The organism is Martelella lutilitoris, assembly GCF_016598595.1.
Classification (GTDB): domain Bacteria; phylum Pseudomonadota; class Alphaproteobacteria; order Rhizobiales; family Rhizobiaceae; genus Martelella; species Martelella lutilitoris_A.
Genome location: NZ_CP066786.1, coordinates 3996035 through 4013097 on the forward strand (window position 1 = coordinate 3996035; position 17063 = coordinate 4013097).

Annotated in this window: 16 protein-coding genes; 5 read left to right on the forward strand and 11 right to left on the reverse strand. The window is 63.5% G+C overall.

Going from position 1 to position 17063, the window contains the following annotated elements; all coding sequences use genetic code 11:
* Window positions 1–4 precede the first annotated feature (4 nt).
* Both JET14_RS18900 and JET14_RS18905 read left to right on the forward strand, forming a co-directional pair.
* On the forward strand, window positions 5–2245 hold the full coding sequence (locus JET14_RS18900; protein WP_200338169.1) for a glycoside hydrolase family 2 protein: 2241 nt from the start codon (window positions 5–7) through the stop codon (window positions 2243–2245).
* Between the two features lie 10 nt (window positions 2246–2255).
* Window positions 2256–3341: an ABC transporter ATP-binding protein gene (locus JET14_RS18905; RefSeq protein ID WP_200335571.1), complete on the forward strand. Its 1086-nt coding sequence runs from the start codon at window positions 2256–2258 to the stop codon at window positions 3339–3341.
* 8 nt (window positions 3342–3349) lie between these two features.
* Here JET14_RS18905 and JET14_RS18910 read toward each other — a convergent pair whose 3' ends face one another.
* Window positions 3350–4000, reverse strand: a complete 651-nt coding sequence (locus JET14_RS18910) for a pyridoxamine 5'-phosphate oxidase family protein (RefSeq protein WP_200335572.1) — start codon at window positions 3998–4000, stop codon at window positions 3350–3352.
* 177 nt (window positions 4001–4177) lie between these two features.
* Between JET14_RS18910 and JET14_RS18915 the strand changes: the two genes are divergently transcribed.
* On the forward strand, window positions 4178–5275 hold the full coding sequence (locus JET14_RS18915; protein ID WP_200335573.1) for a linear amide C-N hydrolase: 1098 nt from the start codon (window positions 4178–4180) through the stop codon (window positions 5273–5275).
* Between the two features lie 49 nt (window positions 5276–5324).
* Here JET14_RS18915 and JET14_RS18920 read toward each other — a convergent pair whose 3' ends face one another.
* Entirely contained in the window at window positions 5325–5771 is a 447-nt protein-coding gene (locus JET14_RS18920; protein WP_024710022.1) for a Crp/Fnr family transcriptional regulator, read from the reverse strand.
* 50 nt (window positions 5772–5821) lie between these two features.
* The gene (locus tag JET14_RS18925; protein WP_024710021.1) at window positions 5822–6505 is read right to left on the reverse strand and encodes a response regulator transcription factor; all 684 of its coding nucleotides are present in this window, start codon (window positions 6503–6505) and stop codon (window positions 5822–5824) included.
* 136 nt (window positions 6506–6641) lie between these two features.
* Between JET14_RS18925 and JET14_RS18930 the strand changes: the two genes are divergently transcribed.
* On the forward strand, window positions 6642–7193 hold the full coding sequence (locus JET14_RS18930) for a L,D-transpeptidase family protein (protein ID WP_200335574.1): 552 nt from the start codon (window positions 6642–6644) through the stop codon (window positions 7191–7193).
* Between the two features lie 3 nt (window positions 7194–7196).
* On the opposite strand, the gene JET14_RS18935 is transcribed toward JET14_RS18930, so the two are convergent.
* The 5 genes from JET14_RS18935 to JET14_RS18955 all read right to left on the reverse strand — a co-directional run bounded on the left by JET14_RS18935 (window position 7197) and on the right by JET14_RS18955 (window position 12170).
* Window positions 7197–8447, reverse strand: a complete 1251-nt coding sequence (locus JET14_RS18935; RefSeq protein WP_432443050.1) for an AI-2E family transporter — start codon at window positions 8445–8447, stop codon at window positions 7197–7199.
* A 57-nt stretch (window positions 8448–8504) separates the two neighbouring features.
* Window positions 8505–9065, reverse strand: a complete 561-nt coding sequence (locus JET14_RS18940) for a gamma-glutamylcyclotransferase family protein (protein ID WP_200335575.1) — start codon at window positions 9063–9065, stop codon at window positions 8505–8507.
* Window positions 9065–10891 (reverse strand): ABC-F family ATP-binding cassette domain-containing protein, encoded by a 1827-nt coding sequence (locus JET14_RS18945; protein WP_200335580.1) that lies wholly within the window; start codon window positions 10889–10891, stop codon window positions 9065–9067. Before JET14_RS18945 ends, JET14_RS18940 begins: the two co-directional genes overlap by 1 nt.
* 3 nt (window positions 10892–10894) lie before the next feature.
* Window positions 10895–11557: a thiamine diphosphokinase gene (locus JET14_RS18950; protein WP_200335583.1), complete on the reverse strand. Its 663-nt coding sequence runs from the start codon at window positions 11555–11557 to the stop codon at window positions 10895–10897.
* Between the two features lie 64 nt (window positions 11558–11621).
* The gene (locus JET14_RS18955) at window positions 11622–12170 is read right to left on the reverse strand and encodes a MarR family winged helix-turn-helix transcriptional regulator (RefSeq protein WP_200335585.1); all 549 of its coding nucleotides are present in this window, start codon (window positions 12168–12170) and stop codon (window positions 11622–11624) included.
* 94 nt (window positions 12171–12264) lie between these two features.
* Between JET14_RS18955 and JET14_RS18960 the strand changes: the two genes are divergently transcribed.
* Window positions 12265–13803 (forward strand): MDR family MFS transporter, encoded by a 1539-nt coding sequence (locus JET14_RS18960; RefSeq protein WP_200335587.1) that lies wholly within the window; start codon window positions 12265–12267, stop codon window positions 13801–13803.
* A gap of 9 nt (window positions 13804–13812) precedes the next feature.
* Here JET14_RS18960 and JET14_RS18965 read toward each other — a convergent pair whose 3' ends face one another.
* From JET14_RS18965 to JET14_RS18975, 3 genes are read right to left on the reverse strand one after another with little or no spacing between them, the layout of a single operon-like run.
* A complete protein-coding gene (locus JET14_RS18965) occupies window positions 13813–15021 on the reverse strand; it encodes an OpgC family protein (RefSeq protein WP_200335588.1) in 1209 nt (402 codons plus the stop codon).
* 5 nt (window positions 15022–15026) lie between these two features.
* A complete protein-coding gene (mdoH, locus tag JET14_RS18970; protein WP_200335589.1) occupies window positions 15027–16853 on the reverse strand; it encodes a glucans biosynthesis glucosyltransferase MdoH in 1827 nt (608 codons plus the stop codon).
* A gap of 59 nt (window positions 16854–16912) precedes the next feature.
* Window positions 16913–17062 carry a hypothetical protein gene (locus tag JET14_RS18975; protein ID WP_200335590.1) on the reverse strand — a complete coding sequence of 50 codons (150 nt, stop codon included), beginning with the start codon at window positions 17060–17062 and terminating at the stop codon, window positions 16913–16915.
* Window position 17063 lies beyond the last annotated feature (1 nt).

Sequence of the window (17063 nt, forward strand, 5' to 3'; positions counted from 1 at the left end):
GACGATGCGCACATTCGAGAAATTCAACAGCGATTGGGTTTTCACCGAAGGCTTTGACGAAAGCTGGACCGGCGCCCTGCAGGGCGGCGAAGCTGTGATGCTGCCGCACACCGCCGTGGAACTGCCGTTCAACTATTTCGACGAGAACAGTTACCAGAAACCGTTCACCTATCAGAAGATCATCGCCAGCGATCCCGCTTTCGAAGGCAAGTCCGTCTCGCTCGTCTTCGACGCGGCAATGGCCGACAGCGTGGTCTGGCTGAACGGCGAAAAACTCTGTGCCCACAAGGACGGCTATACGCCCTTCGAAGTCGATCTGACCGGGCGTCTGAAAGACGGCGACAACCTGTTGACGGTGAAGATTGACGGGACCGAGAACCCGGAGATCCCACCCTTCGGCTATATGATCGACTATCTTACTTTTTGCGGAATATACCGCGATGTCTGGTTGAAGGTGACGACGCCGACAGCGATCGACAACGTCAAGATCGACACGCCCGATGCGCTTGCCCCGCAGAAATGCGTGCAGGCGGATGTTCACCTGACAGGGCCGGTTCCGGAAGCGGCGACGCTGAAGGCTACGCTTTACGACGCCGAGGGCCGCAGCCTTGCCACGACCGAGATCGCAGTCGGCGGCGACAAGGCCTCGTTCGAGATCGACGGCCTTGAAAACATCCGGCTGTGGGACATTCACGACCCGGCGCTCTACACGCTTGCAATCACGCTGGAAACGGCAGACGGCACCGATGCCGTCGCCACCCGCTTCGGCTTCCGCACCGTCGCCTTTGCCACGGACGGCTTCCATCTCAATGGAAGGCCGCTGAAGCTCAGGGGCCTCAACCGCCACCAGAGCTACCCGCATCTCGGCTATGCCATGGGCAAACGCGGGCAGGAACAGGACGCCGATATCCTGAAATACGAGCTTGCCTGCAATGTCGTGCGCACCTCGCATTATCCGCAGTCCAAGTATTTCCTCGATCGCTGCGACGAGATCGGCCTCCTGGTGTTCGAGGAGATCCCCGGCTGGCAGCATATCGGCGGCGATGGCTGGAAACAGGAGTCCATCGCCAATGTCGAACGGATGATCAAGCGCGACTGGAACCATCCGTCGATCATCATCTGGGGCGTGCGTATCAACGAATCGGCCGACGACCACGACTTCTACACAGAGACCAACCGGCTTGCGCATGACCTCGACAGTACGCGGCCGACGGGCGGCGTGCGCTGCATCGAGGACAGCGAGCTGCTGGAAGACGTCTATACGATGAACGATTTCGTCCTCGGTTCGGAGGAAATGCCGGGCAGCAACCATCTGCGCATGCACCGGCGCGAGCAGAAAAAGGTCACCGGGCTTTCCCGCGATGTGCCCTATATGATCACCGAATATTGCGGCCACATGTATCCGACCAAGCGCTTCGACCAGGAGCAGCGCCAGGCCGAGCACGTCACCCGCCACCTGCAGATGCTGAACGCGATCGCCGGCGACCCGACGATTGCCGGCGGCACGGGATGGTGCATGTTCGACTACAACACCCATCAGGATTTCGGCTCGGGCGACCGCATCTGCTATCACGGCGTGCTCGACATGTATCGCGAGCCGAAATTCGCGGCCTATGCCTATGCCTCGCAGGGCGAGCCGGAAAACAATGCGGTGCTGAAACCCGTGACCTTCTGGGCGCGCGGCGAGCGCAATATCGGCGGCGTTCTGCCGCTGATCATCCTCACCAATTGCGATTATGTCGAGTTCAGCTTCGGCGATATGGAGCCGCGCAGGCTCGAGCCCGACCACGCGACCTATCCGCATCTGCCGCATCCCCCCGTCGTCATCGACCTGCGCTCGGTCACGCCGGAAGAATTCGGCGAGTGGGGCCGCGTGTGGAAAGACGGCCGGATCACCGGCTATGTCGACGGCAAGGCCGTGAAGACAATGAACCTCACCGCCGATCCGGTGCCAACGACGCTTGAGATCGCGCCGGACGACACAGCACTGAAGGCCGGAGAGAAGGACTGCGTCCGGGTGATCCTGCGCGCGCTCGACCAGGCCGGCAATATCCTGCCCTTCTTCGATGATCCGGCTTCCCTGTCGCTTGAAGGCCCGGGCCGGATCGTCGGGCCGGATCTCGTCAGCTTCAAGGGCGGCACGGCCGGGCTCTATATCGAGGCCGGCGATCAACCCGGCACGCTGACGCTTGCCGTCCGCTGCCGGCCCTTTGCTGACCAGACCGTCACTTTCACGCTATCCTGAGGTTTTCCCCATGGCTGACGTATCGCTCAATGCCATCCGCAAGTCGTTCGGGTCGATCGAGGTGATCAAGGGCGTCGATCTCGACATCAAGTCCGGCGAATTCGTCGTCTTCGTCGGCCCGTCCGGCTGCGGAAAATCGACGCTTCTGCGCATGATCGCCGGACTTGAGGACATCACCTCCGGCTCGCTTTCCATCGGCGGCAGGGACATGACCGACGAGGATCCGGCCAAGCGCGGGATTGCCATGGTGTTCCAGACCTATGCGCTCTACCCGCACATGACCGTACGGGAGAACATGGGCTTTGCCCTGCGTTTTGCCGGCATGGACAAAAAGGAGATCGAGGCCCGCGTCATGGATGCGGCGAAGATGCTGGAACTCGAGACCTATCTCGAGCGCAAGCCGAAGGCGCTTTCCGGCGGCCAGCGCCAGCGCGTCGCCATCGGCCGCGCCATCGTCCGCCATCCGGACGTTTTCCTCTTCGACGAGCCCTTGTCGAACCTTGATGCGGAGTTGCGCGTGCACATGCGCGGCGAACTGTCGGCGCTGCACAACCGGCTGAAAACGACGATGATCTACGTGACACACGACCAGGTGGAGGCGATGACGCTTGCCAACCGGATCGTGGTGTTGCGCCAGGGCATCGTCGAACAGATCGGCACGCCGCTGGACCTGTTCAACACGCCGGCGAACCTGTTCGTGGCGGGCTTTATCGGCTCGCCGGCCATGAATTTTCTGCCGGCGACCGTTACAAGGGCCGAGGGCGGCGGCATCACCCTCAACCTGCTCGGAGAGGAGACGATCGACATGCCGCTTAACGGCGACCTCCCGCGGGAAGGGTCAGAGGTTACCGTCGGCGTGCGCCCGCAGAATATCCGTCTGGCAAGCGACGGCGAAAACAGCTTTGCCGTCGATATCACCCTTGTCGAAGCGCTTGGCACCGAAACCGTGGTCTACGGCACGGCGGGAAGCGGCGAACGGGTGATGGCGGTGCTTTCCGGCCAGCATCTCCTCAAGACGGGGACATCGATCGACGTCACTTTCGACATTGCCGATATTCACCTTTTCGACGAAGCCGGCAAGCGCATGGCCGCCTGAACCATTCGTCAGTAGAGCGTCTTCCTGTAGCGATCTTCGAGATCGGCATCGATCCGTTTCATCTCGCCCTCGTCTTCGGGTGCGCCGGTCGTCTGATCGAGGATGATCTTCGACAGCGTGGGAAAGCTCGCGCGATCCTGGCGGTGGGCTGCATCCCAGAGATGCGATCGCCGGAACGCCTTGGCGCAATGCATGAAGACTTCGCCGATGTTGACGACAATGGCGAGTTTCGGCGCGCGATCGCGAACGCTCATCATCTCCAGCAGGTCCGGGTCGCGCGAAAGACTGGCCTTGCCGTTGACACGCAGCGTGTCGTCAAAACCCGGGACGATGAACAGCAGGCCGACATTCGGATTGGCGATGATGTTTGACAGGCTGTCGAGCCGGTTGTTGCCGGGCCGGTCGGGGATGGCGAGCGTCTGCGCATCGAGCACCTTGACGAAGCCTGCCGGATCGCCGCGCGGGCTGACATCGGCGCGGCCATCGCTGCCCTGGGTTCCCAGGCAGAGAAAGGGCGCGCGTTCGATGAAGGCGATCGCATGGTCATCAAGCGCGGAAAGGCATTTCTTCGCGGCCAAGCCTCCAACCGGCGCGTGAAGCGCCCTGAGCGCTTCGTCGTCATCAATCAGGTATTTCGGGTCAATCTGATAGGTGGCCATTCTGATCTCCTCCCGATGGGCATGTGTGGTCTACGGCCGGCGCTAGCGTCCTGGACGGCAAAGGGCACCCTGTGACCGGTATACAGGTTCGGCGGGATTTCGAAAGGGCGCGGTCTTGCGTATGTGTAAGCCCGACAATACTCTGTCGCCAAACAAACATTTTCAGCGAGGTCATCCATGTGCACGTCCCTCCTCTACACCGACCTGTCCGGCTCCGTCTTTGCCGGCAGAACGCTGGAACTGCCTGTGGAACTGCCCTATTTCGCAGCCTTTCTGCCAAAGGGAACACCGCTTGCCTCCAGAGCAGGAGGGCACGCGCCGCTGACCTATGAGAGCCGCTACGACGTTTTCGGCATCGTCGTTCCGAACGGGAATGCGCAAGACCTCAAGGTCGTCGAGGGACTGAACGAGGCGGGGCTCAATTTCTCGCTGCTCGCCTTCGCCGATACGCACGGTCCGGACGACACGGAAGCAAAGGACACGCCGGTGCTGTCGGCGATCGATCTCGGCGCATGGATGCTGGCGCAGTTTTCGACCGTGGCCGAGGTGAAGAACGCACTGGAAAAGCAGACGGTTCTGGTCGACCCGCTGGAAGCGCTCGGCGGCGTGGTGCCGCCCTTTCACTATACGGTTCATGACAAGAGCGGCGCCTCGATCGTCATCGAGTTCTTCGACGGAAAGCGGCACATCTTCGAAAACCCGCTCGGCGTGATGACCAACAGCCCGCGCTTCGACTGGCACCTGACCAACCTCAACAACTACACGCATCTCAACAATGTCGACCATTCCAGCGCGACATTCCTGGGCAAGGACTTCATCCAGCCCGACTCCGGCATCGCCACGGTGACGCTTCCGGGCTCCGACACCGCCGTCGACCGTTTCGTGCGCGCCGTTTACTACGCCCAGTTTTCCGAAAAGGTGGACGGTTCCGAGGCGGCGCTGCGCCAGCTCGGCCATGTGATGAACAAGTTCGACCGGCCGAAGGGCGCGTCCGTCTATTCCAGCGCCAAGGCAAGCGCGCTGACGGAATCGGCGACCAAACTGACCGGCGGCGCGGCGGCCGAAAAGCCGGACTTCATCACCGAATATACGTCCTGGATCACGCTGATCGACCTTGCGGGCGGCAAGCTGATGCTGCGCACCTATGGAAGCCTCGGCTATGTCTCCTTCGATCTTGCCGCGTTGAAGCAAGGCGCTAACGGCCCGAAGCTCGTGCCGCTCGAGGCCTTCAGCCAGGGCAGCGTCGATGCGGACACGGTGATGCTTTCGCACTGAGAGCCGGTCGACGTTGCGGGTTCGCATCGAAGGGCGAGCCCGCCTCCGCTTAGAAATCCGAAAGCCGCGTCTTAACGGCGGAAAGGGCGCTGACCATTTCCGAGAAGTTGCGACGCAGGCGGCGGTCCATTTCCGTCGCGATATCGGGATATTCCTCGATCAGGCGCAGGAACTGGTCGCGGCGGATGAGAAGGATTTCGGCAGGTTCGGCTGCAATCGCCGCGACGCGGTGGGGAACCGGACTGATCAGCGCAGCCTCGGCCAGCAGGCTGCCGGCGCCGGCGATGCCCGCCGAACGCCCGGCCGCCTCAAGCGTCAGCGTCCCGCTTTCGACCAGATAGGCGCCGAGACTGTCGGCATCCTCCTCGAACAGCGTTTCGCCCGCTTCACAGGACAGGCGGGTGACGGTAAAGGCGATCAGCCGCAGCTGGTCGACGGAGAAACCGGAGAAAAGCCCGGTCCGGCGGATCGTCTCGATATCGCGCGACAGTGCCATCAGTCATATCCCCCGGGCCGCGCCCCCTTGCGACCCACCGCCAGCGCCGTTCAGGGCACCAGCTTGTAGCCGCCGTTTTCGGTCACGAGAATCCGCGCATTCGACGGATCTTCCTCGATTTTCTGGCGCAGCCTGTAGACATGGGTTTCCAGCGTGTGGGTGGTGACGCCGGAATTGTAGCCCCAGACCTCTTCCAGAAGCATGTCGCGGGTTACCACCTTCTGGCCGGCGCGGTAAAGATAGCGGATGATCGCCGCTTCCTTTTCCGTCAGCCTGATCTTCTTGTTGCCGACCCCGGTAAAGAGCTTCTGCCCCGGCTTGAACACGTAAGGCCCGACATTGAAGGTCGCGTCCTCGCTTTGCTCGTGCTGGCGCAGTTGCGCGCGAATGCGGGCAAGCAGAACGGCGAAACGGAAAGGCTTGGTGACGTAATCATTGGCGCCCGCCTCGAGACCGAGGATCGTGTCGCTGTCGGTGTCGTGGCCGGTCAACATGATGATCGGCGCCTTGAACCCGTTCTTGCGGGCCATCTTCACGGCTTCCCGCCCGTCCATGTCCGGCAGGCCGACATCCATGATCAGGAGGTCGACCTGTTCTTCCTTCAGCATTTTAAGCGAACGGGCGGCGCAATCGGCCGAACGGATGGCAAATTCATCGTAGAGTTCCAGCTGCTCGACCAGCGTTTCGCGCAAATCCTGGTCGTCATCGACCAGAAGGATCGTCCTCTCCGTCATGCACTCGGCCCTCTCGTATGATTATGCGCCATTCGCTCTCCCGCATGGCGTGTTCCGTCAATGACAATATTGCGGCAGGCTATCGCCGGGCGTAGTCCTATGAAACTATATGATTTCACGTACAAAGCAAAAAAAAGTGAAGAAAACCATCAAAACGCGCCGCAGCAACAGGACCGTGATCACCGTGCGCCGCGCGCCGGGCGGATCCCACCGCGCGATCCTCGCCTTCGGGCCGCTGCGCTTTCCCGCAGCCATAGGACGCGGCGGCATTTCGGCGCGCAAACGGGAGGGCGACGGCGCAACGCCGCTTGCCGTCATGCCACTGGCCGGCGGCCTTGTCCGCGACCGGCTGCCGATCCTGCCGTCAAGCCCGCTCGGCCTTCGCCGGATCAGACCCGATGACGGCTGGTGCGACGATCCTGGCGCCCCGAACTACAACCGCCCCGTCCGCCTGCCCTTTTCCGGAAGCCATGAACGGCTGAGACGCGAAGACGGGATCTACGACATCGTCGTCGTTCTCGACTGGAACATGCGTTGTCGCGTCAAAGGGCGGGGCTCGGCCGTTTTCTTTCATCTCGCCCGACCAGGCTTCGAGCCGACGTCCGGCTGCGTCGCTGTTGCGCCGTCGGCCATGCGCGTGCTGCTGCCGCATCTGCGGCGCGGCGTCCGGCTTGCCGTCCTCGGCTGAACCTCAGCCTCCCCGCGGGGCGGTCGTTTCAGCAGAGCCGGCATAAGCGCCCGGGCGGGGCACGCGCTCGTCGCCGTCTACCGGCGGATCACCGGCGGGCGGGGCAGCTTCGGCATTGGGATTGGCGGCTTCCGGGGCCGTGCCGGAGGCTTCCAGCACCCATTCGCGCCAGATCGCCACGATCAGCGCCATCAGCACCGGGCCGACGAAGAGGCCGATCAGCCCCATCGTCTTCACCCCGCCGACAAGGCCGAAGAAGGTCGGCAGGAAAGGCAGCTTTATCGGCCCGCCGACAAGGCGCGGGCGCAAGGTCTTGTCGACGATGAAGAGCTCGATCGTGCCCCACGCGAAAAGCGCGATCCCGTGTACGGGCGTGCCGCGCGCGATCAGATAGGCAGAAATCAGGGTGAAGGTCAGCGGCGCACCGCCCGGCACCATGGCCATGACGGCCGTCAGCAGCCCGAAGGATACGAAATTCGGCACGCCGGCGAAGTAATAGGCCGTTCCCAGCACGACGCCCTCACCCATCGCGATCAGCGTCATGCCGGTGACCGTCGAGGAGATCGTCGCCGGCACGACGCGGGAAATGCGGTACCAGCGGTCTGGAAACAGCCGCTCGCCGATCATGTCGAGCTGGCGGGCGAACTTGTCACCGTCCTTGTACAGGAAAAACAGCGCGATCAGCATGAACAGGGCCGAGAGGAGCAGGCCGAAGACCCGGCCGCCGACGAACAGGGCGGTGCGGTAGATGCTGCCGATATTCTCACCGCTGACGGCCTGGATCAGCTGGCCGATGTCGCCGGGCTTGCCCAGATATTCCTGCCATTTGGCGGCGATCCATGCGCCGACCACGGGAAGGTTGAATATCCAGTCCGGCACCGGTGCGCCGACGCGGTTCGCCTCCGCCGCCCAGGAAATCCAGGCTTCGAGCTCACGCGACATGTAGATCACCGCGAAGATGATCGGCAGGATCAGGAACAGGAGGATGAGGAGAATGGCGATCGTCGCCGAAAGCGTGCGGCGGTTGCCGAGCCTCCGGTTGAGGTCCCGAAACACCGGTTGCGAGGCGAAGGCAATGATCAGGGCCGCCAGAACCGGGACCAGAAAACCGTGGAAGAAGTAGACCGCAGCGATCGCCACACCGAGCAGCAGCCAGCGCGCGGCGGTGACCGACGGGATCAGCGGCGCGCGTCCCACGGCGGCCTGGCCGATCCAGCGTTGCATTCTGTGGTCCTTTTGCGGTGCTTCCGGCATTCTTGCTTTCGCCTTCACAATTGTCACGACCGCCTGCAAGGCGGCGCGGCTTCCTATTTACGGGAGTCCCGGCCCCGCCTGCAAGCGCGCTTCGGTTGTCAGGCCGGAGAGGATATCGAGAGCCTCCAGGCGGGCGGCGCGGCCGGGCTCGGGATCGCGAGAGACCGCAGCGCCTTCAAGCCCGGCGACATAGCCCTCCGGCAGGCCGTGCTCGCGCGCGCCGGCGAGAACGAGGGCGTGATACCAGTCGAAAGGCAAGAGCCCCGATACGCGGAAGGCCGGCGGCGCCATATAGGTGAACGCCGAAACCGGTTTCTCACAGGAGAGCATGCGCACCGTGCAATCCTCGATCCGGTCATACCCCTTGCCGCGCCCCTCGAACCCGTCAAGCAGGTCGCAATCGTCGGGATGAAGCGAAAACAGCACGCCGAATACGCGCCCATCCGCCTTTGCCGTGATCGTCGCCTTGCCGGAACCATCCCTGCCCGGCTTGGCGAAATCGATGGCATGGTCTTCCAGAAAGGCAGGCCCGAGCGCGCGCGCAGAGGGACAACGGCGAATAAGCCGTTCGCTCAGCATGTTGGAGCCATAGGCAAAGTAGGCGCGGCTTTCCGGCATCAGCCCTCCAGCTCCTCGCGCAGCACTTCCAGTTCCAGCCATTCCTCTTCCTTGGCGGCGAGATCTGCCCTCAGGCCTTCAAGCTTGCCTGCCGCCTTGTTGAAGCCTTCGGGATCGCGCTGGAAGAAGGTGGGGTCGGCCATCTTTTCCTCAAGCCTTGCGATCTCGGCCTCGAGCTTTTCCATCTCCTTCGGCAGGTTTTCGAGGGCGAATTTCTGCTTGAAGGAGAGTTTGCCCCTGCTTTTTGCCGTCCGGTCGTTCGATCCCTTTTCCTCCTGCGCGGCCTGTTTCTCCCGCTTCTCCTGAGCCTTTGCTTCCGCGGCCGCGCCTTTTCGCTGGGCCAGCATGTCGGAATAGCCGCCGGCATATTCGAGCCAGGCGCCGTCAGGGGCGAGCGGGTTGGCGGGCGCGATCGTCGAGGTCACGGTCCGGTCGAGAAAATCACGGTCATGCGAAACCAGGATGACGCTGCCCTTGAAACCGGCGACGATCTCCTGCAGCAGATCAAGCGTTTCGATATCGAGGTCATTGGTCGGCTCGTCGAGAATGAGCAGGTTCGACGGCTTTGCCAGGATGCGCGCCAGCATCAAACGGGCGCGTTCGCCGCCGGAGAGATTGCGGATCGGCGTACGCGCCTGTTCGGGCTGGAACAGGAAATCCTTCATATAGCCGGTCACATGGCGTTGCTCGCCATTGACCAGCAGCGTGTCGCCGCGCCCGTCGGTGAGGTAATGGGCAAGCGCATCGTCGGGATCGAGATCCTCGCGCTTCTGGTCGATGACGGCGATCTCGAGATTGACGCCGAGGCGGACGAAACCGCTGTCGGGTTCAAGCTGGCCGGTCAGAAGCTTCAGGAGCGTCGTCTTGCCGGCGCCGTTGGGGCCGACGAGACCGATCCTGTCGCCGCGCCCCACCCGCAAGGAAAACGGCTTGATGATCTGCCGGTCGCCGAAGGACTTGGTGATATTCTCGGCCTCGATCACCAGCTTGCCGCTGTCCCTGGCTTCCGTAACCGTGGCATTCACCGTGCCCTGCGGCCCGCGATGGCCGCGGTGGCGGGCGCGCATGTCGTGCAGTTCGCCGAGCCGGCGCATATTGCGTTTGCGCCTGGCGGTGACGCCGTAGCGCAGCCAGTGCTCCTCGCGCACGATGGCGCGCGCCAGCTTGTGCTGCTCGGCCTCCTCTTCCTCCAGCACCTTGTCGCGCCATTCCTCGAAACCGGCGAAGCCCTGGTCCATCCGCCGGGCCGTGCCGCGATCGAGCCAGACGGTGGCCGTGGAGATGTTTTCCAGAAACCGCCGGTCATGGGAGATCAGCACCAGCGCCGAGCGGGTGGCGACAAGCTCGCCTTCCAGCCATTCGATCGTGTTCAGGTCGAGATGGTTGGTCGGCTCGTCGAGGAGCAGGATGTCGGGCTCCGGCGCAAGCACGCGGGCAAGGGCCGCGCGGCGCGCCTCGCCGCCGGACAGCGTCCTCGGATCGGCCTTCGGATCGACGCCCAGATGCTCCATCATGTAGTCGGCGCGGTAGTGGGCATCGCCGGGCGCAAGCCCTTCGGCCACATAGTCCTCAACGGTCGCATAGCCGGCGAAATCCGGCGCCTGCTCGAGATAGCGGACGGTGACGGAGGGGTGACGGAATATCTCGCCCGATTGCGGCTCGACCATCCCTGCGGCGATCTTCAGCAGCGTCGACTTTCCCGAACCGTTGCGGCCGACAAGGCAGATGCGGTCGCCGGGCTCGACCTGCAGGCCGGCGCCGGACAAAAGCGGCGTGCCGCCGAAGCTCAGATGGATGTCGTCCAGTTTTAATATCGGAGGCGCCATGCCTCAAACTCCCGAAAAATCATGCGGGCGGAAAATGACGATGCCGCGGCCGCTTTTCAACCCGAAGCGGACGGGACCATCACCATTGCCCGCCTTGTTGGACACCGTGCGCGGCAGGCCGAAGGGAGCCTCGAACGCGTCAAGCGGATAGACGGCATTTTCGATCGACAGGCCATGGAGATCGGAGAAGCCCAGCACGGAAAACAGAGCGCCGGCCGGCATCTCGATCTCGCTCGCGCCAGTCAGAAGCGGCCGCGCTTCCTCCTCGCCGGAGGTCAGCACCATGTCATAGCCTGCTTCCGCCAGCCTCACGGCAAGCAGCATGTTCATCATTCCGTGGTCGGTGCGTTCGCCCTGCAGCGCGCCGGCCATGATGATCCGTTTCGCGCCCCGAGCAATCGCCTCGTCGGTCGCGATCGCCCCGTCGGTCGCGTTCTTGGCCGGCGGAAAGCCCTTCCGTTCGATATCCGGGAACCGCTCGATGAGCGCCGCATCGGTGGAATCGAAATCGCCGACCCAGATTTCGGGGGACACGCCGAGCGCCTCGGCATGCACCATACCGCCATCGGCGGCGATGACGCGGCTGCCATCGACAAGCCGTCTGACGCGGTAGTCCACGACAAGCGCGCCGCCCAGAAGAAGGGTGAAGGTTTCTGCTGCTTTCATAGGCTAAGGCCATATCGAATGTCACGGCCAAACAAAAGCAGAATCCAGGAAACGACCGCCGGTTTCAGCCCACCGAACGGACGCCCGGCTCATCGACGGCATGACGCTCGTCTTCGCCCGCATGTTCGCGGACATAGTCCTCGACGCCCGCGACGAAGCGGTCGTAGAGCCGGGAGAAGGCATCGATATCCTCCGCCGGCCAGCTTTCGGTGACGCGCTCGATGAGGCCACGCTTGACGGCGTGGATCTCCTCGAGAAGCTTGCGTCCCTTCGGCGTGATCACCAGGATCGAGCGGCGTGCGTCGCTCTGGCAGACGCGTCGTTCCAGCACGTTCTGGGCAACAAGCTCGGCGACGATGCGGCTTGCGCGCGAAGGGTCGATACGCATGCCTTCGGCAACCGCGCCGATCGTGGCCTTTGCCGGCGCCTCGACGCGGGAGACGACATCGAGCACATCAAGATGGGTAATCTCGAGCGCCGGCGCGACCCTTGCAATCGCGAGGCGGCCGATAATGCGCCGCCGGGTCATCAGGCGGTTGCGGGTCATCGCGCCCGAAATCCGTTCCATGGCCTCTTCTTCGGCTTCACTGGCTGCTGGCATCGTCTTGGTCATTCCTGTTTTATACCAGATTCCCTGAGGAGTTGAAACATGCCAAGGGCAATTCAATGCCATTGACATATATTTGCGTTTATCACATATTCGCGTAATGACAACCCACGCCTCATCGCCGCCTCAGCCCTTCATTTCGCTGGTCGAGCATCCCCGCCTGCGCATCGTCGCCTTTCTGTTCCTTCTGATGGCGATGTTCCTGGCCACGCTCGACAACCAGATCGTCTCCACCGCCCTGCCGACGATTGTCGGCGAATTCGGCGCGGTCGAGCGCTTCGGCTGGGTGGCCTCGGCCTATTTGCTCGCCTCCTGCGCCGTGATGCCGCTTTACGGCAAGCTTGGCGACCTTATCGGGCGAAAATATGTGCTGATGACCGCAATCGTCATCTTTCTCCTCGGCTCGCTGACCTGCGGTCTGGCTGTCTCGATGAACACGCTGATTGCCGCGCGCGCGCTGCAGGGTTTTGGCGGCGGCGGGTTGATGGTGTCGATTTTCGCGCTCAACGCCGATCTGTTTTCGCCGCGCGAACGGCCGAAATACCAGAGCTATGCAAGCCTCGTCATCATGACCTCGGGCGCGCTCGGGCCACTCCTCGGCGGCACGATGACGGCAGCCTTCGGCTGGCGGTCGATCTTCCTCATCAACCTGCCGCTCGCCCTCATCGTCCTTTGCGGCCTGTTCTTTCTCCTGCCCAACCGCAAGCCGGACAGACAGCCGAGGATCGATTTCGCCGGCGCCGCCCTTCTGGCCGTCGCGGTCACGGCCGTCGTCCTGTGGAGCGATTCGAGCGAGATCTTCGGCTCGCTGATCGCACCCCGGAGCCTTGTCGTCGTCGGCGTAGCCGTCCTCTGCGGCCTCGCCTTCGTGCTGGCCGAACGGCGCGCGCCGGAGCCGATCATTCCGCTGTCGCTTCTTGCAAATCCCACCGTTGCCCTGCTGATCTTCATCTCGATTGCGAGCGGAGCGGTGGCCATCGGCATGGTCAATTATCTCGCACTCTATCTGCAAACCGTCTACGGCCTGTCGCCGACGACCGCAGGCCTGTTCTTCATCCCGATCACCTCGGGCATCGTCATCGGGTCGATCAGCAGCGGACGGCTGATGTCGATGACCGGGCGCTACAAGCCCTATGCGATCATGGGCCTTGCGCTCTCGACGCTGTGTTTCACGCTGCTGGCGCTCTACAGCCGTGAAGCGCCCCTTTATGCGGTCGCCGTCATCATGGGGCTTCAGGGCATCGGCGTCGGCCTCGGCCAGCAGGTGCCGGTGCTCGGCGTGCAGAACGCGGCGCGCGGCGGCGATGTCGGGGCTGCGACCGGTACGGTCACGCTGTCGCGCATGATCGGCGCGGCAACGGCGATCTCCATCTATGGCGCGCTGCTTGCACGGGGCCTCAGCCAGGCGCCGCCTGTGCCGGGCGCAGGCCCGCTTGCCGACCTTACGCCGGTCGCCATTCACGATCTCACGGGCGCCGCCCATGCGGCCGCCATTGCCGGTTATGCCGACACCTTTTCCGCCATCTTCACCTTCGCAGCCTGCCTCGCCTTTGCAGGCCTCCTCGCCGCGATGAGCCTGAAGCCGATCGCGCTCGGCGCAGCCCACCACGGACCAGGCACGGTCAAGTCGCCGGCCTGAACCGGCGCGCTACCGGTTGGCCTTGCGCGGCGGCGTGACGGTGAGATTTTCCATGGACCGGACCTGTTCCTGCCCCGGCCGCGCGGCAGGCAGCACAAGCCTGCCGGCCCTTTGCAGCGCGTAGCGCGCGGCGCAATACTGAATCACGAGACCCGCGGCGAGCAGCAGCGTATCTTCAAGAAGCCCCGTCGGATAAACCGTGCGGAAAATCTGCAGGGCGAAGGCGATCAACGATCCCGTCACGAAGGTGACGAGGCTTGCCCGTCCCATGATGTTGACCGGATGAAACACGGGCGTTTCCAGAAAACGGCGGAAGCCGGGCAGGTAAACGACGATATAGGCGAGCGCCAGGATATGGGCGATGCGCGGCAGGCCGAGCGTTTCCTTGGATGTATCGGCGATGACAGACGGCGTCAGTCCCTCCGGCCAGGGAAAACTGTAATGGCCGGTGAACCGCCACCAGGCCGCGAAGAGAACGAAGGCAACGGCCGCAGCGTAAAGGAAGGGCGAAAACGGCACCAGCGCCTTGCCCCGACGCGCCGTTATGCCCACAGCCAAGCCGATCGCAAACAGGAAGAGCCAGCAGAACGGATTGAAATACCAGGCCCAGTCGCCCGGATGGGCCGGCATTTTAAGCCCGCTCCAGCGCCCTGCAAGCCAGATCGCGGCGCTGACGGCGAGCATCGGCAGGACGCTTCTGCGCCCGAGCCACAGTAATCCCGGCACTGCGGCAAACAGCACCACATAGAGCGGCAGGATGTTGAAATAGCTGACCTGATAGGAGAGCGTGAAGATGCCGATTGCGGTCGCGAAAGGCTCACGCCAGGCCCAGTCGACACCGTTTGTCGCGCCGAACTCGAAGAGGCCGAAGGCAAAGACGGCCGGCACCGTCATCAAGAGGGCGAGCAGGGTGGACAGCACATGCGCGCCGTAGATCGTCAACGCCCGCCTCCAGATCACTCTGGCAGTGCTCATCATCGCGCCGGCAAAACGGTGGCTGTAGGCAAGCCCGGCCGAGATGCCGGAGATCAGCACGAAGGCCTCGGCCGCATCGGAAAAGCCGATCATGCGGATGGTGTAGAACGAATACAGGTTCTCCGGCACATGATCGATGAAGATCATGATCAGGGCCAGGCCTCTCAATACGTCGAGGCGCGGATCGCGTCGGCTCCTCTCCGATGGCACCCGCACGAAGGCTTGCGCTCCTCCCTCTTTCACATCCGCTATCCCTGAACGGCCGAATAGGCGGGTTCGGCCTTGCCCGTCTGCGGTTCGCCCGCAAGAGCCTCGTGCGCCGCATCGTCGCCGGCAGTCGGGAGGCGCCAGCGTGCGAGCACCGCATCGCGCAGAAGCATGACCGCCGGACGCACGCGTTCCTCGGGCGTCAGAAGCAGGCCGCAACGCGCGGCAAGGCGGCCGCTCGCCGGCGAGGAACTGGCCGCGATCAGCAGCGGCGAAAGCATCTGCGGCACGGCGATCGGCGTCAGCCACCAGAACAGTGCAGGCGCGAGCACGAAGGCACCCGTCAGCATGACGATGCCGGTCAGGACGATCCACCAGCTCGCCTTGAAGGCTTCCCGATAACCGATCGTGTGGCCTTCACGATCCGAAGACGGCCAGCCGCCGTCCATGCCGAAGATGATCTGCATGACCGAGCGCGACTGGTACATCAGCGTGATCGGCGCCAGGATCGACGACCAGATGATTTCCGCAAGCGTCGAGGCGAATACGGCGATGAAGCCGCCGAAGCGGCGCGCCTCGCCGGTGACGCCGGAGCGCAGTGCGATCAGCAGTTTCGGGCCGATCAGCAGGCCGCCGACGCCGACGAGCAGCGTCACGGCAAGCGCGGTCTCCGCACGCGGGAAGATCGCCGGCAGATAGGGGCTTGGGAAGTATTCCGGCGGCGGGGCGAAGAGCGGCGCGACGATCGAGGCGGCAATGAAAGCCATCCACAGGGGCGAACTGACATAGGCCATCACGCCCTGCACGAAGGTGAAACGGTTCCAGCCCTTCAGCCCAGGCGCGTGGATGAGGCGGATGTGCTGGAGATTACCCTGGCACCAGCGACGATCACGCTTGGCATAGTCGATGACATTCTGCGGCCCCTCCTCGAAAGAGCCCTCCAGATCGGCATCCACGCGGACGATCCAGCCCTTGCGCGCCAGAAGCGCCGCCTCGACATAATCATGGCTGAGGATGTGCCCGCCGAAGGGCGGCGCGCCGGTCAGCGCCGGCAGGCCGCAGCTTTCGGCAAAGGCTTGCGTGCGCACCATTGCATTATGGCCCCAGAACGGGCCTTCATGGCCCTGCATGCGCGCGAGACCGCGCGTGAAAATCGGCGAGAACAGGCCGGCCGAAAACTGCAGCGCGCGGGCGAACCATGAGCGTGCGGCGACGATCTTCGGCAGGGACTGCAGCAGGCCGAGCCTCGGCTCGGCTTCCATGCGGCGCAGCATCTCGACGATCGTCTCGCCTTCCATCAGGCTGTCGGCATCCAGGATCAGCATATAGGGGTAGCGGGCGCCGTGGCGGCGAACGAAATCGCCGATATTGCCGGCCTTCTTGCCGGAATTATCGGTGCGGCGGCGATAGAAGACCTGAACGGGCGGAGCGACCTCCGCATGAAGCCTCAGAAACCATGCCTCCTCTTCGGCCGCGATCCTGGGGTCACGGGTGTCAGACAGGATGGCTATGTCGAAAAGATCTGCGTGTCCGGTCGTCTGAAGGCTCTCGGCCATGGCGGCGGCGGAGGAAAAGGTCGCGCGCGGATCCTCGTTATAGACCGGAATCAGGATGGCCGTGCGGGCGGCATGCCCGCCCTCCGACAGCGTTGCGCGCTGCGGCGTCCTCATCGGCGCGCCGAAAAGCCCGCCAAGCGCGAGGGACGCGCCCCAGGCGATCCAGGCGGCCGTGGCGGCGCAAAGCGCGATCCTGACGAAGTCCACCCAGTCGGTGCCATCGGCGAAGAACACGTCCATCGCCAGCCGCGAGGCGATCGCCGCCACGAAAGCCGCAAACAGAATGGAAATGGTTCGCCTGAGAGCCAGCATCGCTCATCCTCGCATTGACGCCGGCACCGGAAACCCGTGCTGGCCTTTTCGTTCCGTCCTTATCCCTTCGAAAACGATCGCGCCGCGCGCGGGCGCTGCCAGACAAGAACCGGCGACAGCAGGATCGCCACCAGTCCCTTTCGGCGCGGACGCTCGATCATCTGGTCGGGCATCGGCAGCGGGGCCGTTTCGGGGAGAAACCGGGTCATA

Excerpts from the sequence above, each read along its gene's own strand:
- JET14_RS18920 (WP_024710022.1), bottom strand. The coding sequence starts at position 5,771 with ATGGCACTGTCGCGCGATATCGAGACGATCCGCCGGACCGGGCTTTTC.
- JET14_RS18975 (WP_200335590.1), bottom strand. The coding sequence starts at position 17,062 with ATGACCCGGTTTCTCCCCGAAACGGCCCCGCTGCCGATGCCCGACCAG.
- JET14_RS18915 (WP_200335573.1), top strand. The coding sequence starts at position 4,178 with ATGTGCACGTCCCTCCTCTACACCGACCTGTCCGGCTCCGTCTTTGCC.
- JET14_RS18950 (WP_200335583.1), bottom strand. The coding sequence starts at position 11,557 with ATGAAAGCAGCAGAAACCTTCACCCTTCTTCTGGGCGGCGCGCTTGTC.
- JET14_RS18900 (WP_200338169.1), top strand. The coding sequence starts at position 5 with ATGCGCACATTCGAGAAATTCAACAGCGATTGGGTTTTCACCGAAGGC.
- JET14_RS18925 (WP_024710021.1), bottom strand. The coding sequence starts at position 6,505 with ATGACGGAGAGGACGATCCTTCTGGTCGATGACGACCAGGATTTGCGC.
- JET14_RS18960 (WP_200335587.1), top strand. The coding sequence starts at position 12,265 with ATGACAACCCACGCCTCATCGCCGCCTCAGCCCTTCATTTCGCTGGTC.
- JET14_RS18940 (WP_200335575.1), bottom strand. The coding sequence starts at position 9,065 with ATGCCGGAAAGCCGCGCCTACTTTGCCTATGGCTCCAACATGCTGAGC.
- JET14_RS18935 (WP_432443050.1), bottom strand. The coding sequence starts at position 8,447 with ATGCCGGAAGCACCGCAAAAGGACCACAGAATGCAACGCTGGATCGGC.
- JET14_RS18945 (WP_200335580.1), bottom strand. The coding sequence starts at position 10,891 with ATGGCGCCTCCGATATTAAAACTGGACGACATCCATCTGAGCTTCGGC.
- JET14_RS18910 (WP_200335572.1), bottom strand. The coding sequence starts at position 4,000 with ATGGCCACCTATCAGATTGACCCGAAATACCTGATTGATGACGACGAA.
- mdoH (WP_200335589.1), bottom strand. The coding sequence starts at position 16,853 with ATGCTGGCTCTCAGGCGAACCATTTCCATTCTGTTTGCGGCTTTCGTG.
- JET14_RS18955 (WP_200335585.1), bottom strand. The coding sequence starts at position 12,170 with ATGACCAAGACGATGCCAGCAGCCAGTGAAGCCGAAGAAGAGGCCATG.
- JET14_RS18905 (WP_200335571.1), top strand. The coding sequence starts at position 2,256 with ATGGCTGACGTATCGCTCAATGCCATCCGCAAGTCGTTCGGGTCGATC.